This is a genomic window from Actinomadura meridiana (assembly GCF_039537545.1).
Classification (GTDB): domain Bacteria; phylum Actinomycetota; class Actinomycetes; order Streptosporangiales; family Streptosporangiaceae; genus Spirillospora; species Spirillospora meridiana.
Genome location: NZ_BAABAS010000006.1, coordinates 581,849 through 604,132, shown reverse-complemented (window position 1 = coordinate 604,132; position 22,284 = coordinate 581,849). Strand labels below are relative to the sequence as shown.

General features: G+C 73.3%; 2 protein-coding genes and 1 pseudogene. All 3 read right to left on the bottom strand.

The genetic code is table 11. The features are described 5' to 3' along the window. Positions 1-8: 8 nt before the first annotated feature. Positions 9-4,940 (bottom strand): type I polyketide synthase, encoded by a 4,932-nt coding sequence (locus ABD808_RS15820; protein ID WP_344896779.1) that lies wholly within the window; start codon positions 4,938-4,940, stop codon positions 9-11. After that, positions 4,940-15,748 (bottom strand): SDR family NAD(P)-dependent oxidoreductase, encoded by a 10,809-nt coding sequence (locus tag ABD808_RS15815; RefSeq protein ID WP_344896776.1) that lies wholly within the window; start codon positions 15,746-15,748, stop codon positions 4,940-4,942. The genes ABD808_RS15820 and ABD808_RS15815 overlap by 1 nt, the downstream gene beginning before the upstream one ends. Next, a pseudogene (locus ABD808_RS15810) lies at positions 15,745-22,284 on the bottom strand (SDR family NAD(P)-dependent oxidoreductase); the annotation flags it as partial. The pseudogene ABD808_RS15810 and the gene ABD808_RS15815, both read right to left, overlap by 4 nt.

Sequence of the window (22,284 nt, the reverse complement as noted above, 5' to 3'; positions counted from 1 at the left end):
CCGCCGGGTCACGCGTCGCCGGGTCCGCCGTCGATGAGGGCGAACAGGTCCTCGTCGGTGACGGTCTCGTCGGCGTCCGGCGCGGCCGTGGCCGGGGTGCGGGCTTCGGTCGCGCCGTCGCGGTAGGCCCGCCACAGTGCCTCCAGGCGCCCGCCGATCAGCCGTCGGTCCTCGTCCTCCCCCGGCGTGGCGAGCATCCGCTCCAGTTCCCCGATGCGGTCGAGCACGCTGGGGGCGGTGTCGAGCCCGCCGAGTTCGGCCAGCAGATGCTCGGCGAGCGCCCGCACGGTCGGGTGGTCGAAGACGAGGGTGGTGGGCAGGCGGAGCCCGGTGACCGCGGCCAGGCGGTTGCGCAACTGCACCCCGGCCAGCGAGTCGAAGCCGAACTCCCGGAACGGTCGCCGGGGGTCGATGGCGGACGCGTCCGCGTACCGCAGCACCGTGGCCGCCTCGGCCCGCACGATGTCCAGCAGGGTCGCGACGCGCCCGTCCTCGGGCATGCCCGCCAGCCTCCCCGCCAGTGATGCGTCGTCCGTGCCGGTGGTGAGGGTGGCCGCGCGCTTGGCGTCCAGCACCGCGCGAACCTCGGGCAGGTCGGCGAGCAGAGGACGGCGGCGCCCGACGTCCACGGCGTCAGTGAACCGCTCCCAGTCGATGTCGGCGACCATGGTGAACGTCTCGTCGTGGTCCAGTGCGCGCTGGAGTCCCGCGAGGGCCGTGTCCGGGGGAAGCAGCCCGAATCCGCCGCCCGCCAGCCATTCGACGAGCCGTCCCTTGGCCATGCCGCCGCCCGCCCAGGCGCCCCATGCCACAGAGGTCGCCGCCTGGCCCCGCGCCCGGCGCGTCCGTGCGAACGCGTCCAGGTAGGCGTTGGCGGCGACATAGTTGCCCATGCCGAAGTTGGGGAGCAGGTTGGCGCAGGACGAGAACAGCACGAAGGCCGACAGGTCCAGATTCTCGGTGAGCTCGTCCAGGACCTGCGCGGAGGCCGTCTTGGGACGCACGACGGCGTCGATCTGGTCGAGGGTGAGGGATTCGAGCATGGCGTCGTCGACCACCCCGGCCATGTGGAAGACCGCCGTGAGCGGACGGTCCCCGGGGACGTCGGCCAGCAGGCGGGCGACGGCGGCGCGGTCGGCGGTGTCGCAGGCGGCCACGGTGACGGCCGCGCCGAGTCCGGTGAGTTCGGCGGTCAGCTCGGCCGCCTCGGGGGCCTCGTCGCCGCGCCTGCTGACGAGCAGGAGGTGTTCGGCGCCGCCGCGCGCCAGCCACCGCGCCACGTGCGCGCCGATCGCTCCGGTCCCGCCGGTGACGAGGACGGTGCCGGAGGGACGCCAGGCGCGTCCGGCGGGCCGTTCCGGACGCGGGGACCTGATCAGTCGCCGCGCCATGACGCCCTCGGGACGGATCGCCACCTGGTCCTCACCGTCGAGTCCGGCGAGGACGGCGCACAGCATCGCGCCGGTGTCCCCGGTCGCCTCGGGAGGCAGGTCGACTGCCCCGCCCCATCGGGTCGGCTCCTCCACGGCGACCGACTGGCCGAGCCCGAACACCTGTGCCTGGACGGGACGCGGCGGCGCGTCCTGCCCGCCGGTCGCCATCGCGCCGCAGGTCAGCAGCCAAAGGCGGGCGTCGAGATCGCAGTCCTGCATGGCCTGGGCCAGGGCGAACGTGCCCGCCAGGCCAGCCGTCAGCGCCGGGTGGCGCGGGTGTGGACGTTCGTCGAGCCCGAGCAGCGAGACCACCGACACCGGGGCGCCGTCCTCGATCGCGTCCCGGAGCAGCTTCGCGTGCGCGGCCCGGTCGTGTTCGGCCGGGTCCGTCTCCACCAGGCGCGCTTGGCCACCGTGCGCGGCGATCGACCGGCGACACTCCGCCACCCAGGGATGGTCGAGCGCTCCGGTGGGCGCCACGACCAGCCAGACTCCGTCTAGGGCGGGGGACGTCGGGGTGGGGAGGGGCGTCCACCGCACGGTGTAGCGCAGCGAGTCGACGGCCTTCCGTTCGCGCCGTCCTCGCCACCAGGACGACAGGGCGGGCAGGACCGTGCTTACCGTGTCGGCGTCGAGTTCGAGGTTGGCGGCGAGGGCTGTGGCGTCCTGATCTTCCACCGCCGTCCAGAAGGCGCCGTCCGCACTCTCGGCCGCGCCCCGGGCCGGGGTCTCCAACCAGTACCGCTCGTGCTGGAAGGCGTAGGTGGGCAGGTCTGCGGGCTGGGCGTCGGCGGGGCGGGAGTCGGCGGGCCAGCGCAGCCGCGCGCCGTGGGTCCAGGCGCGGGCCATGCCGGTCAGGAACGAACGGTCCTCGGGCGTCCCGGCGCGCAGCAGCGGGACGACGACCGTCTCGTCACCGGCGGCATGGTCGGACGCGCACTCGCCTGCGGGCGCGGCGAGCGTGGCGGCGGGGGCGAGTTCGAGGAAGATCGACGCGCCGTCGTCCAGCAGCCACCGCATCCCCTCCATGAACCGCACCGGATTGCGGAGCTGCCGCGACCAGTACTCCGGGGAGGTGATCTCCTCGACGGTGGCGGGCCGTCCGGTCAGATTGCTCACCAGGGGGATTCGCGGCGGACGCGGCGACAGCTCCGCCGCCGCCTGCTCGAACTCCGCCATGATCGGCTCCACGAGCGGGGAGTGGGACGACAGGGTGATGTCCAGGCGGCGGGTCCTGCGGCCCCGCCGCGCCCATTCCTCGGCCACCGCGACCGCCGCGTCGACCTCACCGGACAGGACGACCGAGCCGGGCGCGTTCACCGCGGCGACGCTCACGCGGTCCCGCACGTCGGCGAGCGACGCCTGGGCCTCACTCTCCGACGCCTGCACCGCGATCATGGCTCCGCCGGGCGGCTGCCGCTGCATCAGCCGCCCGCGCGCCACGACCAGCCGGGCGGCGTCGGCCAGCGAGAACACGTCGGCGACGTGCGCGGCGGCCAGCTCTCCGAGCGAGTGCCCGAGCACGTAGTCGGGGCGCAGGCCCCAGGACTCGGCCAGCCTGAACAGCGCCACCTCGATCGCGAACACGGCGGGCTGGATGTACAGGGTGCGGTCCAGCAGGTCCGGGCGGTCGCCGAGCATGACGTCGCGCAGCGCCGGTCCGTCGGCGTCCAGGCAGGCGTCCAGTTCCGTGATCGCCTCGTCGAGCGCCTCGGCGAAGGCCGGGAACGCCGCGTGGAGCCCGCGGCCCATCCCGGCGTGCTGCGGGCCCTGGCCCGGGAACATGAAGACGGTCCGTCCGTCGCCGCGCGCGATGCCCTCGATCACGTTCTCGGCCAGGGCGCCGTCGGCGGTCGAGGTGAGCCCGGCGCGCAACTCCTCGTCGTCAGCGGCGACCACGACCGCCCGGTACGGCAGTGTGGCGCGCCGCGCCAACGCCGCCGCCACCCCGGGAACGCGCAGGTCCCGCTCGACCACGGCCGCGCGCATCCGGTCGGCGAGGCCGCGCAGCGCGCCCTCGCTCGCCCCCGACAGCGGGACGGCAATCGGGACGCCGCCTGCCTCGTCCTTTGCGGGCGCCGACAGGACGACGGGCTCCTCGGACGGCGTTTCCACGGCTGGGGGCTCTTCGAGGATCACGTGGGCGTTGGTGCCGCTGATCCCGAACGACGACACCCCGGCCCGCCGCACCCTGCCCTCCGTTTCGGGCCAATCGCGTGCTTCCCGCAGTAGTTCCACTCCGCCCGACGACCAGTCGACCTCTGGTGTCGGCTCGTCGACGTGCAGGGTCGCGGGCAACTCCCCGTGCCGCAACGCCAGCACCATCTTCATCACGCCCGCCACACCCGACGCCGCGGCCGTATGACCCAGGTTCGACTTCACCGATCCCAGCCACAACGGCCGTTCTGAAGGCCGGTCACGTCCATAGGTCGCGAGCAAGCCCTGCGCCTCGATCGGGTCGCCCAGGCGTGTGCCCGTGCCGTGGCCCTCCACCGCGTCCACATCACCCGGTTCCAAGCCCCCGGCCGCCAAAGCCGCGCGGATCACCCGCTGCTGGGACGGGCCGTTCGGGGCCGCCAGGGCGCTGGTCGCCCCGTCCTGGTTCATCGCGGAGGCGCGGACCACGGCCAGCACCCGGCGTTCCTCGCGCCGCGCGTCCGAGAGCCGTTCCAGCACCAGGACACCGGCGCCCTCGCCCCAGTTCGTCCCGTCGGCCGCCGCCGCGAACGCCTTCACCCGTCCGTCCGGGGCCAGGGCGCGCTGGCGGGAGAACTCCACGAACGGCCCGGGCCGGGCTATCACCGAGACTCCCCCGACGAGGGCCATCGAGCAGTCGCCCTGCCGCAGGGCCTGGCAGGCGAGGTGCAGTGCCACCAGCGACGACGAGCAGGCGGTGTCGAGGCTGACGGCGGGGCCCTGGAGCCCGAACGTGTAGGCGATCCGCCCGGACATGACGCTGGGGAGATTGCCGGTCAGCGCGTAGCCCTCGATCTCCTCGGGAACCATCGTCAGGCCGGAGAGATAGTCGGACGTCGACGCGCCGATGAACACGCCTGTGTCACTGCCGCGCAGCCCGAGCGGATCCAGCCCGGCCCGCTCCAACGCCTCCCACGCCACCTCCAGCAACAACCGCTGCTGCGGATCCATCGCCAACGCCTCACGCGGCGACACCCCGAACAAACCCGCGTCGAAACCCGCCACGTCCGCGAGGAAACCGCCCTCACGCACATACGACGTCCCCACCCGGTCCGGGTCCGGATCGAACAATCCCTCGACATCCCAACCCCGGTCGCCTGGGAACGCGCCCATCGCGTCCTGGCCCCGCGTCAACAACCCCCAGAGATCGTCCGGAGACCACACCCCGCCCGAAAAGCGACACCCCATCCCCACGATGGCGACCGGCTCGCGGGCGGCTTCGACGAGTCGCCGGTTCTGCCTGCGCAGGCGCTCATTGTCCTTGAGGGACGCCCGCAGCGCCCCGACGATCTCTTCGGTGGAAGCCGCCATCAGGGGTTCTCCTTCGTGTCCAGCGGAGCCATCTTGATGAGGTCCTCGACGTCGATCTCGTCGATGACGTCCAGGCCGTCCTCCACGACGCCGTTCGCGCCGCCGGAGTCGAGCCCGGCCAGGGCGAGCAGGGCGTCCATGATCCCCGCGCTGCGGAGGCGGTCCAGCGGGACGGTCGCCAGCGCCCTGCGGATCTCCTCCTCGCCCGGCCGGGCCGGGTCGGCGTCCGGCATGTCCTCGCCGACCAGCTCCGTGTACAGGTGGCGGGCGACGGCGTCCGGGGTGGGATGGTCGAAGACGAGGGTGGAGGGCAGCCGCAGACCGGTCGCGGCGTTGAGGCGGTTGCGCAGTTCGACCGCCGTGAGCGAGTCCATGCCCAGGTCCATGAATCCGCGTTCGGCGTCGATGGACTGCGGGGACGGATGCGCCAGGACGGTGCCCAGGTGCGTCCGCACCACCTCCAGCAGCAGCCGGTGCCGCTCCGACTCCGGCGCGGCCGTCAGCCTGCGGGCGAGCGAGTCGGCACCACCCGTGCCGGTGCCCGCGGCGCGCCGGGCCGGGGCACGCACCATGCCCCGCCAGAGCGGTTGCAGCATGCCCGAGTCGGCCAGCGCGCGGAGCCTGCCCAGGTCCACGGGCGAGGCGAGCAGCGCGGCCTGGTCGACCCGGCCCGCGGCATCGAGGATGGTCAGGCCCCGTTCGGCGGCGATCGGCAGCGCGCCGCTGCGGGCGATCCGTGCCAGGTCCGTGTCGTCGAGATGACCGCTCATCCCGGTGCTCTGCGCCCAGATGCCCCAGGCCAGGGACACGGCGGGGAGGCCGCGGGCCCGCCGGTGGGCGGCCAGCGCGTCCAGGAACACGTTCGCGGCCGCGTAGTTCGCCTGGCCCGGCGAGCCCATCAGACCGGCGGCGGACGAGAACAGGACGAACGCCGACAGGTCCAGGTCCCGGGTGAGTTCGTCCAGGAGCAGCGCCGCGTCGACCTTGGGCCGCAGTACCCGTTCGAACTGTTCCGGGGTCAGCGCGCCGATCAGGGCGTCGTCGAGGACTCCGGCGGCGTGCACGACGCCGGTCAGCGGACGACCCTCGGGGACCGCCGCCAACGCCCGCGTCACGTCCGCGCGGTCGGCCACGTCACCGGCCACCACCCGGACCTCGGCGCCCTGGCCTTCCAGCTCGTCCACCAGGTCGGGTATGCCTGGCGCGTCGGGGCCTCGACGACCCATCAACACGACGGATCGCACGCCATGGTTCGCGACCAGGTGTCGTGCGACCAGGCCGCCCAACACTCCGGTTCCGCCGGTCACCAGCACGGATCCCGAGCCCCAGCCGTTCGGGATACGCAAGACCACCTTGCCGACATGGCGCGCCCGGCTCATGAACCGAAACGCCTCGCCCGCTCGCCGCACGTCCCAGACACGCACCGGCAACGGCTTCAACACGCCGTCCTCGAACAGTCGGACGATCTCCGACAGCATCTGCCCGATGCGTTCGGGGCCCGCCTTGATCAGGTCGCAGGCTTGGTAGGCGACGCCTGGGTGGTTCTGGGCGACCTGGTCCGGGTCGCGGACGTCGGTTTTGCCCATCTCGATGAAGCGGCCACCGCGCGGCAACAACCGCAAGGACGCATCGACCAGCTCCCCCGCCAGGGAATCCAGCACCACGTCCACGCCCGCGCCATCGGTCGTCTCCAAGAACCGGGACTCGAACTCCGCCGAGCGACTCGACGCGATCCGCTCCTCGCCGAAACCCAGCCCGCGCAACACGTCCCACTTGCCGGGACTGGCCGTCCCGAAGACGTCCACGCCCCAGTACCGGGCCAACTGCACGGCAGCCATCCCCACGCCACCCGTCGCCGCGTGCACCAGCAACGACTCCCCCGCCCGCAACCCGGCAAGATCCGACAACCCGTAGTAGGCGGTCAGGAAGACCGTGGGGACGGACGCGGCCTGCTCGAACGACCAGCCTTCGGGCATCTGGACCAGGAAGCGCCTGTCCACGACGGCCAGCGGGGCGAAGGCGCCGGGGATGATTCCCATCACGCGGTCGCCGACGGACAGGCCGTCCACCTCGGGGCCGACCTCCACGACGACGCCCGCGCCCTCCGAGCCGAGTCCGCGCTCCTCGGGGACCATGCCCAGCGACACGACGACGTCGCGGAAGTTCACCCCGGCGGCGCGGACGGCGACGCGCACGGTGCCGGGACGCAGCGTTTCCCGCAGGTCCGGGGCGGGGACCAGCGCGAGGTCGTCGAGCGTGCCCGAGCCCGCCGTCTCCAGCCTCCACTCCGGCACCGGCGGCGGCGGCAGAGCGCTGTCGGCCCCGACCCGGGCGAGCCGTGGTGCCCGCACGCGTCCCGCGCGCAGCGCGAGCTGCGGTTCGTCGGCGGCCACGGCGCCCGGCAGCGCCGCCGCCCACCCGGCGGTGTCCTCGTCGACGTCGACCAGGACGAACCGGTTCGGGTGCTCGGACTGGACGGACCGCAGCAGCCCCCAGACCGGGGCGGCGGCGAGGTCGGGAACCTCCGCGTCGACGTCGTCGGCCGGGACCTGGACGGCGCCGCGCGTCAGGACGACCAGCGGACAGGCTTCCAGACGGTCGTCGGCGATCCAGGCCCGTACCGTCGTCAGCAGGTCGTCCAGCACCGCGCGCACCTCGCGGGCGATGTCCGTCCCGTCACCGGCGGTTCCCCGGACGCCGACGACGGCGGTGTCCGGGATCGCGGCGCCGGTGTCCAGTGCCGCGATCAGTGCCGCCACGTCCTCGTATCGGCGGATCGCGGTCCCGGTCGTTTCCAGCGCGGATCCGGCGTCCAGGGGGTCGGCTCCGAGGACGGCCCATTCGCCGGGTGCCTTGTTGTCGGCGAGCGCGGTCTCGGCCCACTCCATTTCGAAAAGGGAGTCGATGGCGGTGTCCTCGGCGCCGCGCAGCTGTCCGGCCGTGACGGGGCGGGCGACCATGGCCTCCACTGACAGCACCGGCTCCCCGGCGGTGTCGGCCGCGTGGATCGCGACGGCGCCGCCGGGGCCTTCGGCGATCCGCACGCGCAGGTCGGCGGCGCCTGCGGCGTGCAGTGACACGCCGTTCCACGCGAAGGGCAACCAGGTGCCCTCCCGGTCGTCGCCCAGTCCCGTCGCGTGGAGCGCCGCGTCCAGCAGCGCCGGATGCAACCCGAACCGGTCCGCCCCGTCGCGGACGCCCTCGGGCAGCCGCACCTCCGCGAAGATCTCGTTCCCGCGCCGCCACGCGGCCGTCAGGCCCTGGAACGCCGGGCCGTAGCCGTGACCGCGCTCCGCCAGGTCCGCGTACATGCCGTCGACCACGACGGGTTCGGCGCCCGGCACCGGCCAGACCGCCAGCTCGTCGAACGCCGGAGTCTTCGGTGCGGCGACGGCGGGGCGAACGATCCCGCTCGCGTGCCGCGTCCAGGTGCCGCCGTCCTCGGGGCGGGACAGCACCGCCAGGTCCCGGCGGCCCGTGTCGTCGGCCGGGCCCACGGCGACCTGGACATGGACTCCGCCGCGCTCAGGGAGGACCAACGGGGACTCCAAGGTCAGCTCTTCGACGTGCCCGCACCCCACCTCGTCGCCCGCGCGTACGGCCAGCTCCACGTAGGCGGTCCCGGGCAGCAGCACTGCGCCTGCGGCGGCGTGGTCGGCGAGCCAAGGCTGGGCCCGGGTCGACAGCCTGCCGGTCAGGGACACGCCGTCCTCGCCCGCGCGCTCGACGACCGCGCCGACCAACGGGTGATCGGTCGACGCCAGTCCGGCCGCGGACAGGTCGCCGGTGCCCGCGGCGTCGTCCAGCCAGTAGCGCTCACGCTGGAAGGCGTACGGCGGAAGATCGACGGGCGGCGCGGCGGTGGCGGGGTGGGAACGGCTCCAGTCGACCGGCACGCCGTTGACCCATGCCTCGCCCAGCGAGGCATGGAACCGCCGTGGGCCGCCCTCGTCGCGGCGCAGGGTCCCGAGGACCGTGGCCTGGACGCCCGTCGCGTCCACGGTCTGCTCGATCCCCGGCGAGACCACCGGATGCGGGCTGACCTCGATGAACACCCGGTGTCCCGCGTCCAGCAGGGCTCGCACGCCGGTCTCGAAGTCCACGGGCTCGCGCAGGTTGCGATACCAGTACCCGGCGTCCAGCGTGGCGGTGTCGAGGGCGGCGCCGGTCACCGTGGAGTAGAACGGCACCCGGGCCGCCACACCGTGGACGTCCGCCAGTTCCGCCAGCAGGTCGTCGCGGACGGCCTCCATCTGCGGCGAGTGGGACGCGTAGGTCACCGGCACGACGCGCGCCCGGACGCCCTCGCTGTCGCAGTCGGCCACCAGCGTCTCGACCGCGTCCCGGTCTCCGGACACGATGGTGGAACTCGGCCCGTTACGCCCGGCGACGACCACGTCGCCGCCGAACCCGGCGATCCGCTCGGTCACCTCGTCGGCGGGCAGGGCGAGGGACGCCATCGCCCCGCGCCCGACCCCGGCGACCAGGCGGCTGCGCACCACGATCACGCGGGCGGCGTCCTCGATCGACAGCGCTCCCGCGACGCACGCCGCCGCGACCTCGCCCTGCGAGTGCCCGATGACCGCCGACGGCCGCACCCCGTACGACTCCCACAGCCTCGCCAGGGACACCTGGACGGCGAACATCACCGGCTGGAGCACGTCGACGGCTTCCAGCCGGTCGGCGTCCGCCGCGCGCAGCACGTCGAGCACCGACCAGCCGGTCAGGGGTCGCACGGCGTCATCGCAGGCCCGCAGAGCCTCGGCGAACACCGGCGCGGAGTCCAGTAGCTCGGTCGCCATGCCCGCCCAGTGCGAGCCCTGGCCGGGGAAGACGAAGATCGGGTCCGTGTCGCCCTGGGTCACGCCCTCGACGACGCCGTCCGGGCTCGCACCGGCCGCGAGAGTTTCAAGCCCGGCGACCAGTTCCGCGTGGTCCTCGGCCAGGACGACGGCGCGATGCGAGAACGCGGTACGCCGCGCCAGTGCCGCACCCACCTCGGCGACACTCGCGCCCTTGGCCCCGACGAACTCGGCCAGCCGTGCCGCCTGCCCTCGCAGCCCTTCTACTCCTACGCCGGAGACCACGCACGGCACCGGCCCGACCGCATCGGCAATAGCCTCAACGACGACGTCAACGGTGTCGGTGGCGGGTGGCTCCTCGATGATCACGTGGGCGTTGGTGCCGCTCATGCCGAACGACGACACTCCCGCTCGCCTTACCCGGTCCTCCGCTACGGGCCAATCCCGTGCTTCCCGTAGGAGCTCCACGCCGCCCGAAGACCAGTCCACCTCCGGTGTCGGCTCGTCGACATGCAGCGTCGCGGGCAGCACTCCGGACCGCATCGCCAGCACCATCTTCATGACGCCTGCGACACCGGCGGCGGCAGCGGCATGGCCCATGTTGGATTTGACGGAGCCGAGCCACAGCGGACGTTCAGAGTCCCGGTTGCGGCCGTAGGTCGCCAGCAATGCCTGGGCCTCGATCGGGTCGCCCAGGCGGGTTCCCGTGCCGTGGGCTTCTACCGCGTCCACGTCGTCTGGTTGCAGTCCGGCGTCGGTCAGGGCCGCGCGGATCACCCGCTGTTGCGACGGGCCGTTCGGGGCCGTCAGGCCGTTGCTCGCCCCGTCCTGGTTCACCGCCGAGCCCCGGACCACCGCCAGCACACGATGTCCGCGTGCCCGCGCCTCCGACAGCGGTTCGAGCAGCAGGACTCCCGCGCCCTCCGCCCAGCTCGTGCCGTCGGCCGACGCGGCGAACGACTTGGCGCGTCCGTCTATGGACAGGGCTCGCTGCCGGGAGAACTCAATGAACGGTCCCGGGCCGGACAGGACGGTCGCGCCGCCCACCAGCGCCATCGAGCACTCGCCACGCCGCAACGCCTGACACGCCAGATGCAACGCCACCAACGACGACGAACACGCCGTGTCCACCGTCACCGCCGGACCCTCCAAACCCAGCACGTACGACAACCGCCCCGACGCGACGCTCGACGCGTTCCCGAGGATCGTGTAGCCCTCCAGGTCGTCGGGGACCTTGCTCAACCGCGACAGATACTCCGATCCACCAACGCCGACGAAGACGCCAGTAGGGGTTCCGCGCAGCGAGTCGGGATCCACGCCCGACCGCTCCAACGCCTCCCACGCCACCTCCAGCAACAACCGCTGCTGCGGATCCATCGCCAACGCCTCGCGCGGCGAGATCCCGAAGAACTCCGCGTCGAAACCCGCCACGTCCGCGAGGAACCCGGCTTCTCGGACGTAGGTCGTCCCGGGACGTCCGGCGTCCGGGTCGAAGAGAGCCTCGACGTCCCATCCCCGGTCCAGCGGCAGGTCCGTGACGAGGTCGGCGCCTTCGACCAGCCGGTCCCAGTAGGTCTCCGGGGTGTCCGACCCGCCGGGGAACCGGCAGGCCATGCCCACGATGGCGATGGGGGCGTCCGGCGCCGCCGCGTTCGGTGCCGTGGCGGCGGTCTCGGACGCGTCGTCGCCGAGCAGCTGCGTCTCCACGTGCGCGGCGAGCGACTCCAGGTTGGGGTGGTCGAAGACCAGCGTCGTCGGGAGTCGCAGCCCGGTCACGGTGTTGAGCCGGTTCCGCAGTTCCACCGACGTCAGCGAGTCGAATCCCAGCTCCTTGAACGCCTGCCTGGTGTCGACCGCGCCCGGCGCCGGGTGGCCGAGGACCAGGCCCGCCTGGGTTCGGATCGTGTCCAGCAGCACCCGCCGCCGTTCGTCCTTGGGCAGCGCGGCGAGGCTGGACGCCAGGCCACTGGCTTGGGGACGCGCGGCGTCTCGCAGCAGCCCGCTCCACAAGGGCGGGAGAGCCCCCTGGTCCGCCTGGTCGCGTAGCCGGGCTAGATCGACCTGGGCCGCCACGACCGCAGGGCGATCGGCGTCGCGGGTGGCGTCGAACAGGGCCAGCCCGTGCGCGGTGCTCATGGGGCGCAGGCCCGCACGTTCCAGCCGCGCTCGGCCCGCTGCGTCGAGCCGTCCGCCGATCCCGTCCGGGTGCTCCCACTGGCCCCAGGCCAGCGAGGTCGCGGGCAGGCCGCGGGCGCGGCGATGCGCGGCGAAGGCGTCCAGGAACGCGTTGGCGGCGGCGAACGCGCCCTGTCCGGGACCGGCGAGGGCGCCTGCGGCGGCGGAGAACAACACGAAGGCCGACAGGTCGAGATGCTCGGTGAGCGCGTGCAGGGTGAGTGTGCCGTCGACCTTGGGGCGCAGCACCCCGGCCAGCGCGTCCGGTGTCAGCGCGCCGACCAGCGCGTCGTCCAGGATCCCGGCGGCGTGGACCACGGCGGCGGGGGGATGCTCGTCCAGCAGCCGCGCGAGCGCGTCGGCGTCGGCGACGTCGCACGCGACGACCGTCACGTGCGCGCCCAGGTCGGTGAGTTCGGTGCGCAGCGCGTCCACGCCGGGTGCCTGGTCGCCGCGCCGTCCCGCTAGCACGAGCCGCCGGACGCCGTATTCGACAACCAGGTGCCGGGCCATCTCCCGGCCCAGCGCGCCAGTGCCGCCGGTGATCAGGACGGTGCCGTCCGGGTCCGCGAGGAACGGGGTCGGCTCCCCGTCCGGGGGCGTCCATCGTGCGAGCCTCGGCACGAGAAGTTCGCCGTCACGCAGGGCCAGTTCCGGCTCCCCCGCCGCCGCCACGGTGGGGATCGCCTCGGACCAGTCGGAGGCGTCGTCGACGTCCAGCAGGACGAACCGGCCTGGGTGTTCGGCCTGGACGCTGCGCAGCAGGCCCGGCACCGTTGCCGCCGCCAGATCGGGAATGTCGTCGCCCGGGCGCGCCGCGACCGCCCCCCGCGTCACTACGACGAGGCGGGACGACTCCACGCGGTCGTCGGCCAGCCAGGTCCGCAGCTCGTCCGCGAGCGTGGTGGTCAGTGTGTGCGCGTCCTGGGCGGCCGTCGCGATGTCTCGTGGACTCTCGCAGCGCAGCACCACTGCTGATGGGATCGGGCCGCCTGCGGCGAGCGCCTTGTCTGGGGTGAATGGCGTCCATTCGACGTGGAAGGCGGAGTCGGCGAACTCCGGTGAGTGCCCGGTGGCGCGTCGCGTGGGATGTGCGTCCAGCCAATACCGTTCCCGCTGGAAGGCGTAGGTGGGCAGGTCGACGCGGGACGCGGCGCCGGTGTCCCAGGTCACCTGGGCGCCGTTCGCCCAGGCGTCGGCCATGGCGTGGCGGAGCGCGGTCAGTTCCGGCCGATCGGTGCGCAGCAGGGGCACGAAGACCACGTCGTCGCGGTCGGCGACGGACTCCTGGCCCATTCCGCAGAGCGACCCGCCGGGGCCGAGCTCCATGAAGATCGACACGCCGTCGGCGGCGAGCGCGCGGATGCCGTCCATGAACCTGACGGGCCGCCGGACCTGCCGGACCCAGTAGTCCGCCGACTGCATCTCCGCGCCCGCGACCGGCTCGCCGGTCAGGCCGGAGATGATCGTCAGCTGCGGTGGCGCGAACGACAGTCCCTCGGCGACCTCGCGGAACTCCGCCAGCATGGGCTCCATGTGCGGGGAATGGAAGGCGTGCGAGACCGCGAGTCGCCTGGTTCGCCGCCCGCGTTCCGCCCACCGGGCGGCCAGCTCGGTCACCGCGTCCTCGTCACCCGACAGCACCACCGACGAGGGGCCGTTCACCGCCGCCACGCTCACCCGCTCGCGGTGGTCGGCCAGCGTGGCGAGGGCCTCGTCCGCCGACATCTGGACGGCGACCATCGCGCCACCCGGCGGCAGTTCCTGCATGAGGCGTCCCCGCGCCGCGACCAGCGTGCACGCGTCCTCCAGGGACAGGACGCCCGCGACGTGGGCGGCGGCCAGCTCGCCGATGGAGTGCCCCAGCAGTTGGTCCGGGTGCAGGCCCCAGGTCTCGACCAGCCTGAACAGCGCCACCTCGATCGCGAACAGCGCGGCCTGGGTGTACCTGGTCTGGTCGAGGAGGGCGGCGTCGCCGAACAGGGCTTCCCGCACCGTTCCGTCGAGATGGGCGTCGGCCTCGTCGAGCGCCCGCGCGAAGACGGGGATCGCCTCGTACAGCTCCCGGCCCATCCCGTGGCGTTGCGCGCCCTGCCCGGAGAACAGGAACGCCGTCCGCCCGTCGCCCCGAACAACGCCTTCGACCAGATGGCCCACCGCCCCGCCCTCGGCGATGGCCGCGAGGCCGGAGCGGAGCTCCGCGCGATCCTCGGCCAGGACGACCGCGCGGTGTGACAGGGCGGGACGTCCGGCGAGGGACGCCGCGACGTCCTCGACGGCGTGGTCCGGTCGCGCGTCCACGAATTCGAGGTACCGGGCGCCTTGGGCTCTCAGCCCGTTGGCCCCCGCGCCCGACACCGGGAACGCGGCGAGCGAGGCGGGGAGGGTTTTCGCCGGCGGGGCTACGTCGGGCTCGCCGTGTTCTTCGGTGGGGGGCTCTTCGGCCGGGGCGTCTTCGATGATCACGTGGGCGTTGGTGCCGCTGATCCCGAACGACGACACCCCGGCTCGCCGTAGCCTGCCGTCCACCGCTGGCCAGGGTTGTGGTTCCCGCAGCAGTTCCACTCCGCCCGAGGACCAGTCGACCTCTGGTGTCGGCTCGTCGACGTGCAGGGTCGCGGGCAGCACGCCGTGCCGCAACGCCAGCACCATCTTCATCACGCCCGCCACACCCGATGCCGCGGCCGTATGACCCAGGTTCGACTTCACCGATCCCAACCACAACGGCTGGTCGGGAGATCGGTCGCGTCCATAGGTCGCTAGCAATCCCTGCGCCTCGATCGGGTCGCCCAGGCGCGTGCCCGTGCCGTGGCCCTCCACCGCGTCCACGTCGCCCGGTTCCAGACCTCCGGCCGCCAGCGCCGCCCGGATTACTCGCTGTTGCGACGGGCCGTTCGGGGCGGTGAGGCCGTTGCTGCGGCCGTCCTGGTTGACCGCGGATCCGGTGATGACGGCGAGGACGTCGTGACCGTTGCGCCGCGCGTCCGAGAGCCGTTCCAGCACCAGGACACCGGCGCCCTCGCCCCAGTTCGTCCCGTCGGCCGCCGCCGCGAACGCCTTCACCCGCCCGTCCCTGGCCAGTCCTCGCTGCCGGGAGAACTCGACGAACAGGGTCGGGGTGGCCATGACGTTGACCCCACCTGCCAGCGCCAGAGCGCACTCGCTCTGGCGCAGCGACCGGGCCGCCAGGTGGAGCGCCACGAGCGACGACGAGCAGGCGGTGTCGAGGCTGATGGCCGGGCCTTCGAAGCCGAAGGTGTACGCCAGTCGTCCGGACGCGACGCTGGCGACGTTCCCCGTCAGCGCGTAGCCCTCGACGTTGCCGGGCAGGTCGGCGGAACCCGACACGTACTCCGAGTGGGGCACGCCCATGAACACGCCGGTGTCGCTGCCGCGCATCCCGAGCGGGTCCAACCCGGCCCGTTCCAAGGCCTCCCAGGTCACTTCCAACAACAACCGTTGCTGCGGGTCCATCGCGAGCGCCTCGCGTGGCGAAATTCCGAAGAGGCCCGCGTCGAAACCGGCCGCGTCCGCGAGGAAGCCGCCCTCGCGCACATATGACGTCCCCAACCGATCCGGGTTCGGGTCGAACAGCCCCTCCGCGTCCCAGCCCCGGTCTCCTGGAAACGCCCCCATCGCGTCCTGGCCCCGTGTCAACAATCCCCATAGGTCGTCCGGTGACGACACGCCACCTGGAAAACGACATCCCATTCCCACCACCGCGACCGGCTCGCTCTGCCCGGCCTGGAGTCGGCTCAGCTTCCGCCGGGTCTGGTGGAGGTCGGTGGTGACCCGCTTCAGGTACTCGACCAGGTCGCGTTCGTCAGTCACGTCATCCGTCCAAGGTTGGGGCCGAACTCGTTGTCGATGAAGTCGAGGATCTCGGTGGCCGACGCCGACTCCAGCCGGTCCCGCACCACCGCGTCGGATCCGTTTCCGGCGTCCGCGTCCGTCAGCCGGGTGTGCAGGACGTGCAACCGGCGCGCGACGTCGACGCGGACGTCGTCCTGGGTAAGGGCCTCGATCGCCGCCTCCAGCCGCCGCAGGTCCTCGTATACCGGCGCGGTCTCCGGCCGGGACTGCTCGGCGGGGCCGTCCACTCCGAGCAGGTCCAGCAGGTGATCGGCGAGGGCGGCCGGGGTGGGGTGATCGAAGATGGACGTGGCGGGCAGCCGCAGGCCGGTGGCGGCGTTCAGCCGGTTGCGCAGTTCCACCGAGGTCAGCGAATCGAAGCCGACCGACTTGAACGGCTGCCCGGCGTCGAACTCGGCGGCCGACGCGCGGCCGAGCACGGCCGCCGCGTGGTCGCGGACCAGGTTCACCAGCGTCCACCGGCGCCGCTCCTCGGGCAGGGGCCGGAGCCGGTGCGCCAGCGTGTCCGGGGCGTCGTCGTCCGGTGCGGACCGGTCGGCGTGGGCGCGGACGAGCCCGCGCCACAGCGGGTGCAGGGTGCCCTCGTCGGCGCGCGTCCGCAGCCGTTCGACGTCCACCGAGGACGCGAGCAGCAGTGCCCGGTCCATTCCGGAACCGGCGTCGAGCACGTCCAGGGCCAGGTCGGTCGGCATCGGGCGCAGACCCTCGCGGGCGAGCCGGGAGCGGTCGTCGTCACCGAGGTGGCCGGTCATGCCGCTCTCCTCCCAGAGCCCCCAGGCCAGGGACACGGCGGGGAGGCCGCGGGCCCGCCGGTGGGCGGCCAGCGCGTCCAGGAACACGTTCGCGGCCGCGTAGTTCGCCTGGCCGGGCATGCCCATCACTCCGGCGCCCGCAGAGAACAGGACGAACGCCGACAGGTCCATGTCCCGGGTGAGTTCGTCCAGGTGGACGGCGGCGTCGAGTTTGGGGCGGAGCACCGCGTCCACCCGCTCCGGGGTGAGGGACGCGATCAGCGCGTCGTCGAGGACTCCGGCGGCGTGCACGACGCCGGTCAGCGGACGATCCCCGGGAACGACCGCCAAGGCGCGCGCCACGTCCGCGCGGTCGGCCACGTCACCGGCGACCACCCGGACGACGGCGCCCTGGCTCTGCAACTCGTCCACCAGGTCCGGCATCCCGGGCGCGTCCCAACCCCGACGGCCCACCAGCACGAGGGATCGCACGCCATGGGTGGCGACCAGGTGCCTTGCGACCAGGCCGCCCAACACTCCGGTTCCGCCGGTCACCAGCACGGACCCTGAGCCCCAGCCGTCCGGGATACGCAGCACGATCTTTCCGACGTGCCGGGCCTGGCTCATGAATCGCAGCGCTTCGCCTGCTCGCCGCACGTCCCAGACGCGCGTCGGCAACGGGCGCAGCACGCCGTCCTCGAACAGGCCCATGACCTCTGTGAGGATCTGCCCGATGCGTTCGGGGCCCGCGTCCCTGCCGTCGAACGATCTGTAGGTCACCCCGGGGTGGTTCCGGGCGACCTGGTCCGGGTCACGGACGTCGGTTTTGCCCATCTCGATGAACCGGCCGCCGCGCGGCAACAACCGCAGTGACGCATCGACCAGTTCCCCCGCCAAGGAGTCCAGCACCACGTCGACGCCTGCGCCACCAGTCGCCTCCGAGAACCGCGACTCGAACTCCGCCGAGCGACTCGACGCGATTCGCTCCTCATCGAAACCCAAGCCGCGCAAGGCATCCCACTTACCGGGGCTGGCCGTGCCGAACACCTCCGCGCCCCAGTACCGGGCCAACTGCACGGCCGCCATCCCCACACCACCCGTCGCTGCGTGCACCAGCAGCGACTCACCCGACCGCAATCCGGCGAGGTCTGACAGCGCGTAGTAGGCGGTGACGAACGCGGCGGGGATCGCGGCCGCCTGCTCGAACGACCAGCCGGACGGGATGCGGACCAGCGTGCGGTGGTCCGCCACCGCCAGTGGCGCGAAGGCGCCGGGGAACACGCCCATCACGCGGTCGCCGACGACAAGCCCGTCCACGCCGGGGCCGACCTCCTGGACCACGCCCGCGGCCTCCCCGCCGATGCCCTCGGCGTCGGTGACCATGCCGAGCCCGACGACCACGTCGCGGAAGTTCACCCCGGCGGCGCGGACGCGCAGGCGCACCTGGCCGGGGTCCAGGGGGGCCAGCAGTTCGGGGCGGGGCGTCACGACGAGGTCGTCCAGCGTTCCCCGGCCGGTGCTCTCCAGGCGCCACGCGTCCAGGCCGGGCGGGACGGCCAGCGCGCCGTCGTTCCCGGCGCGGGCCAGGCGGGGGACGAACGTGTCGCCTTCGCGGACCGCGCGCTGCGGCTCGGAGTCGTCGCACGCGTCGAGAAGCGCGGCGCCCCAGCGGTCGTCGACGTCGACGTCGATGAGCGCGATGCGTCCGGGGTGTTCGGCCTGCGCCGACCGCGCCATCCCCCACGCGGGGGCGGCCGCCAGGTCCACGACGTCCGCGTCGCCGTGCGCCCGGATCGCCCCGCGCGTCACCACGATGAGGCGGACGTCGGCCAGGGACGGGTCGGCCTGCCACGCCCGCAGGGTTCCCAGCAGGTCGTGCAGGAGGCGCCGCGCACGCCCGGCGGTGTCTCCGTCTCCGTCTCCGGATCCGGCGCAGGTCAGTACTGCGGCGCGGGGAATCGGGGCGCCCGCGTCGACGGCGGCGGACAGGGCGGCGACGTCCGCGTAGGCGCGCGTCCTGGCCGTCAGGGCTTCGAGTTCGTCGACCGCGTGGAGCGGGTCCGGTCCGAGGACGGCCCAGTCTCCCGGTGGTGCCGAAGGCGCGGGGGCCTCGGCGCGGCGGATCCATTCCAGTTCGAACAGGGCCTGCGCGGCGCGGCTGTGGACGACCCGCAACTGTTGGGACGAAACCGGGCGCGCGACGCTGGACTCGATCGCCAGCACCGGACGTCCGGTCTGGTCGGCGGCGGTCACGGTCACCGAACCGGGCCCGAGCGGACGGACCCGCACGCGCAGCCCGGCGGCCCCCGCCGCGTGCAGGGTGATCCCGTTCCAGGCGAACGGCAGCCACAGCCCGTCCGCGACGGCGTCTCCGAGCAGCGCCGCGTGCATGGCGGCGTCCAGCAGCGCGGGATGCAGCCCGAACCGGGCGGCGTCGCCGCGCGGGCCGTCCGGCAGACTCACCTCGGCGAAGATCTCCTCATCACGCCGCCAGGCGGCCGTCAGACCACGGAACGCCGGTCCGTATCCGTAGCCGCGCGCCGCCAAGTCCTCGTACAGATCGTCTACCGGTATCGGCTGCGCGCCGGGGGGCGGCCACGCGGCCAGATCGTGCGCCTCCGGTGGCGATCCGCTCGGGGTCAGGAAACCGGAGGCGTGCCGTACCCAGCCGTCCTCGGCCGTCCGGGAGTGCACCGAGAAGGGCCTGCGTCCCGCTTCGTCTGCGGCCTCCACGCGCACCTGGAGCTGGAGCTCGTCCCGCTCCGGCAGCGGCAGCGGGGCCGCGAGCGTCAGCTCCTCGACGCGTTCGCACCCCACCTCGCCGCCCGCGCGCAGCGCCAGCTCGACGAAACCCGCGCCGGGGACCAGCGGCATCCCGGCGGGCGCGTGGTCGACGAGCCAGGGATGCGTCCAGCGCGAGACGCGGCCCGTCAGCACCACCCCGGCGCCGTCCGCCAGCTCCACGGCGGCTCCCAGCAGCGGGTGGCCGGTCGACGTGAGGCCCGCCGCCGACATGTCGGGCCGCCGGTCTCCGTTACCCAGCCAGTAGGCGTCGTGCCGGAAGGCGTAGGTCGGTGCCTCCACGGGTTCCACACCGGGGAACACCGATTCCCAGTTCACGTCCACGCCGTGGGTCCATGCCTGCGCGAGCGAGGTCAGGAAACGCCTGAGATCGCCGTCGTCGCGGCGGAGCGTGCCGACCACGACGGCGTCGGCGCCCGCGTCGTCGATGGTCTCCTCGGTCCCGACCGTCAGCGCCCCGTGCGGGCTGGTCTCGACGAACGCGCGGTGGCCGTCGCGCAGCAGGCTCCGGACGGCGGTCTCGAACTCGACGGGCTCCCGAAGGTTGCGGAACCAGTAGCGGGGGGTGAGGTCGCCCGTGTCGAGCAGGTCACCGGTCACCGTGGAGTAGAAGGGCACCTCCGCCGGGAGCGTCGCGATGTCCGCCACGGCCTCCAGCAGTTCGTCGCGGACCTGGTCCACGTGCGGTGAGTGCGACGCGAAGGTCTCGGGGACGACCCTGGCCCGCTCGCCCGCGTCCTTCCACGCGGCCACCAGCTCCTCGATCACCGCCCGGTCACCGGACACCATGGTCGAGCCTGGCCCGTTGCGTCCCGCGATCACCGCGTCCGCGCCCAGCCGGGCCAGTTCCTCCTCCACCCTGGCCGCCGGGAGGGCGACCGAGGCGACGACGCCCTTGCCCGCGAGCACCCGGCCGACCAGCGCGCTGCGCACCGCGATGAGCCGGGCCGCGTCGTCCAGCGACAGGGCCCCGGCCACGTGGGCCGCCGCGACCTCACCCTGGGAGTGGCCGACCACGGCCGCCGGACGCACCCCGTACGACTGCCAGAGCCTCGCCAGGGAGACCTGCACCGCGAACAGGACCGGCTGCACCACCTCCGCCCGGTCCAAGCCGGGCGCGTGCGGCCGTCCCAGCAGCACGTCGACCGCCGACCATCGGGTCCAGGGGCGGAGCGCCTGATCACAGGCGTGGAGCGCCTCGGCGAACACCGGTGACGCGTCCATCAGCGCGACGCCCATCCCGGCCCACTGCGAGCCCTGACCGGGAAAGACGAAGGCCACCTTTCCCCTGGGACGGGTGGTCGCGCCTTCGACGACGCCGGGGGCGGTCGTCCCGTCGACCACCGTCTGGAGGCCCTTCAGCAGGTCGGCGTGGTCGTCGGCCAGGACGACGGCGCGATGCGAGAACGCGGAACGTCGCGCCAGCGCCGCGCCCACCTCGTCGAGTCGGGGTTCTTCCGTTCCCACGAATTCGGCAAGCCGTCCTGCCTGGCCCCGCAGCCCCTCCGCGCCCACGCCGGAGACCACGCACGGCACCGGGCCGACCGCCTCGGGGACGGCGTCAACGGTGTCGGCGGCGGGTGGCTCCTCGATGATCACGTGCGCGTTGGTGCCGCTCATGCCGAACGACGACACCCCGGCGCGTCGCACCCGGCCTTCCGTCTCGGGCCAATCCCGTGCTTCTCGTAGGAGTTCCACTGCGCCTGACGACCAGTCCACTTCCGGTGTCGGCTCGTCCGCGTGCAGCGTCGCGGGCAGCACTCCGGACCGCATCGCCAGCACCAACTTCATGACGCCCGCCACGCCTGCGGCGGCCTGGGTGTGGCCGATGTTGGATTTGATGGAGCCGAGCCACAAGGGATGTTCGGGGGTTCGGTTGCGGCCGTAGGTCGCCAGGAGCGCCTGGGCCTCGATCGGGTCACCTAGTCGGGTTCCCGTGCCGTGGGCTTCCACGACGTCGACGTCGCCTGGTTCCAGTCCGGCGTCGGCCAGGGCCGCGCGGATCACCCGTTGTTGCGACGGGCCGTTCGGAGCCGTGAGGCCGTTGCTCGCGCCGTCCTGGTTCACCGCCGAACCGCGCACCACCGCCAGCACCCGATGCCCGCGCGCCCGCGCCTCCGACAGGCGTTCCAGGACGATCACGCCCACGCCTTCGGCCGGGCCGAATCCGTCCGCCGACGCGGCGAACGCCTTGCAGCGCCCGTCGGCGGCCAGGGCGCGCTGCCGGGAGAACTCGATGAACTGGGCGGGTTGGGCCATCACGGTGGCGCCGCCCACCAGCGCCATCGTGCACTCGCCACGCCGCAGCGCCTGACACGCCAGATGCAACGCCACCAACGACGACGAACACGCCGTGTCCACCGTCACCGCCGGACCCTCCAAGCCCAGCACGTACGACAACCGCCCCGACGCGACGCTCAGCGCGTTCCCGGTCAGGGCGTAGCCTTCGGCGTCGGCCGGGACGTCGGTCAGGTCAGGTATGTAACCGGAATTGGACGCGCCGACGAAGGCACCCGTCGGGGTCCCGCGCAACGACCCGGGATCCATTCCCGCTCGTTCCAGCGCCTCCCACGCCACCTCCAGCAACAACCGCTGTTGCGGATCCATCGCCAACGCCTCACGCGGCGAGATCCCGAAGAACTCCGCGTCGAAACCCGCCACGTCCGCGAGGAAGCCGCCCTCGCGCGCGTACGTCGTTCCGGGACGCTCGCCGTCCGGGTCGAACAGGCCCTCGACGTCCCATCCCCGGCCCGCCGGAAGACCGGTGATCTCGTCGCGGCCGGAGGCGACCACGTTCCAGAGGTCGCCGGGAGTGGACGCGCCGGGGAACCGGCACGCCATTCCCGACACCGCGACCGGCTGGCGGGCGGCGTCCAGTTCCCGGTTCCGCCGCCGCAACAGCTGGTTCTCCGCCAGCGTGGTGCGCAGCGCCTCGACGATCTCGTCAGCCGTTGCGGGCAT

Excerpts from the sequence above, each read along its gene's own strand:
- ABD808_RS15820 (WP_344896779.1), bottom strand. The coding sequence starts at position 4,940 with ATGGCGGCTTCCACCGAAGAGATCGTCGGGGCGCTGCGGGCGTCCCTC.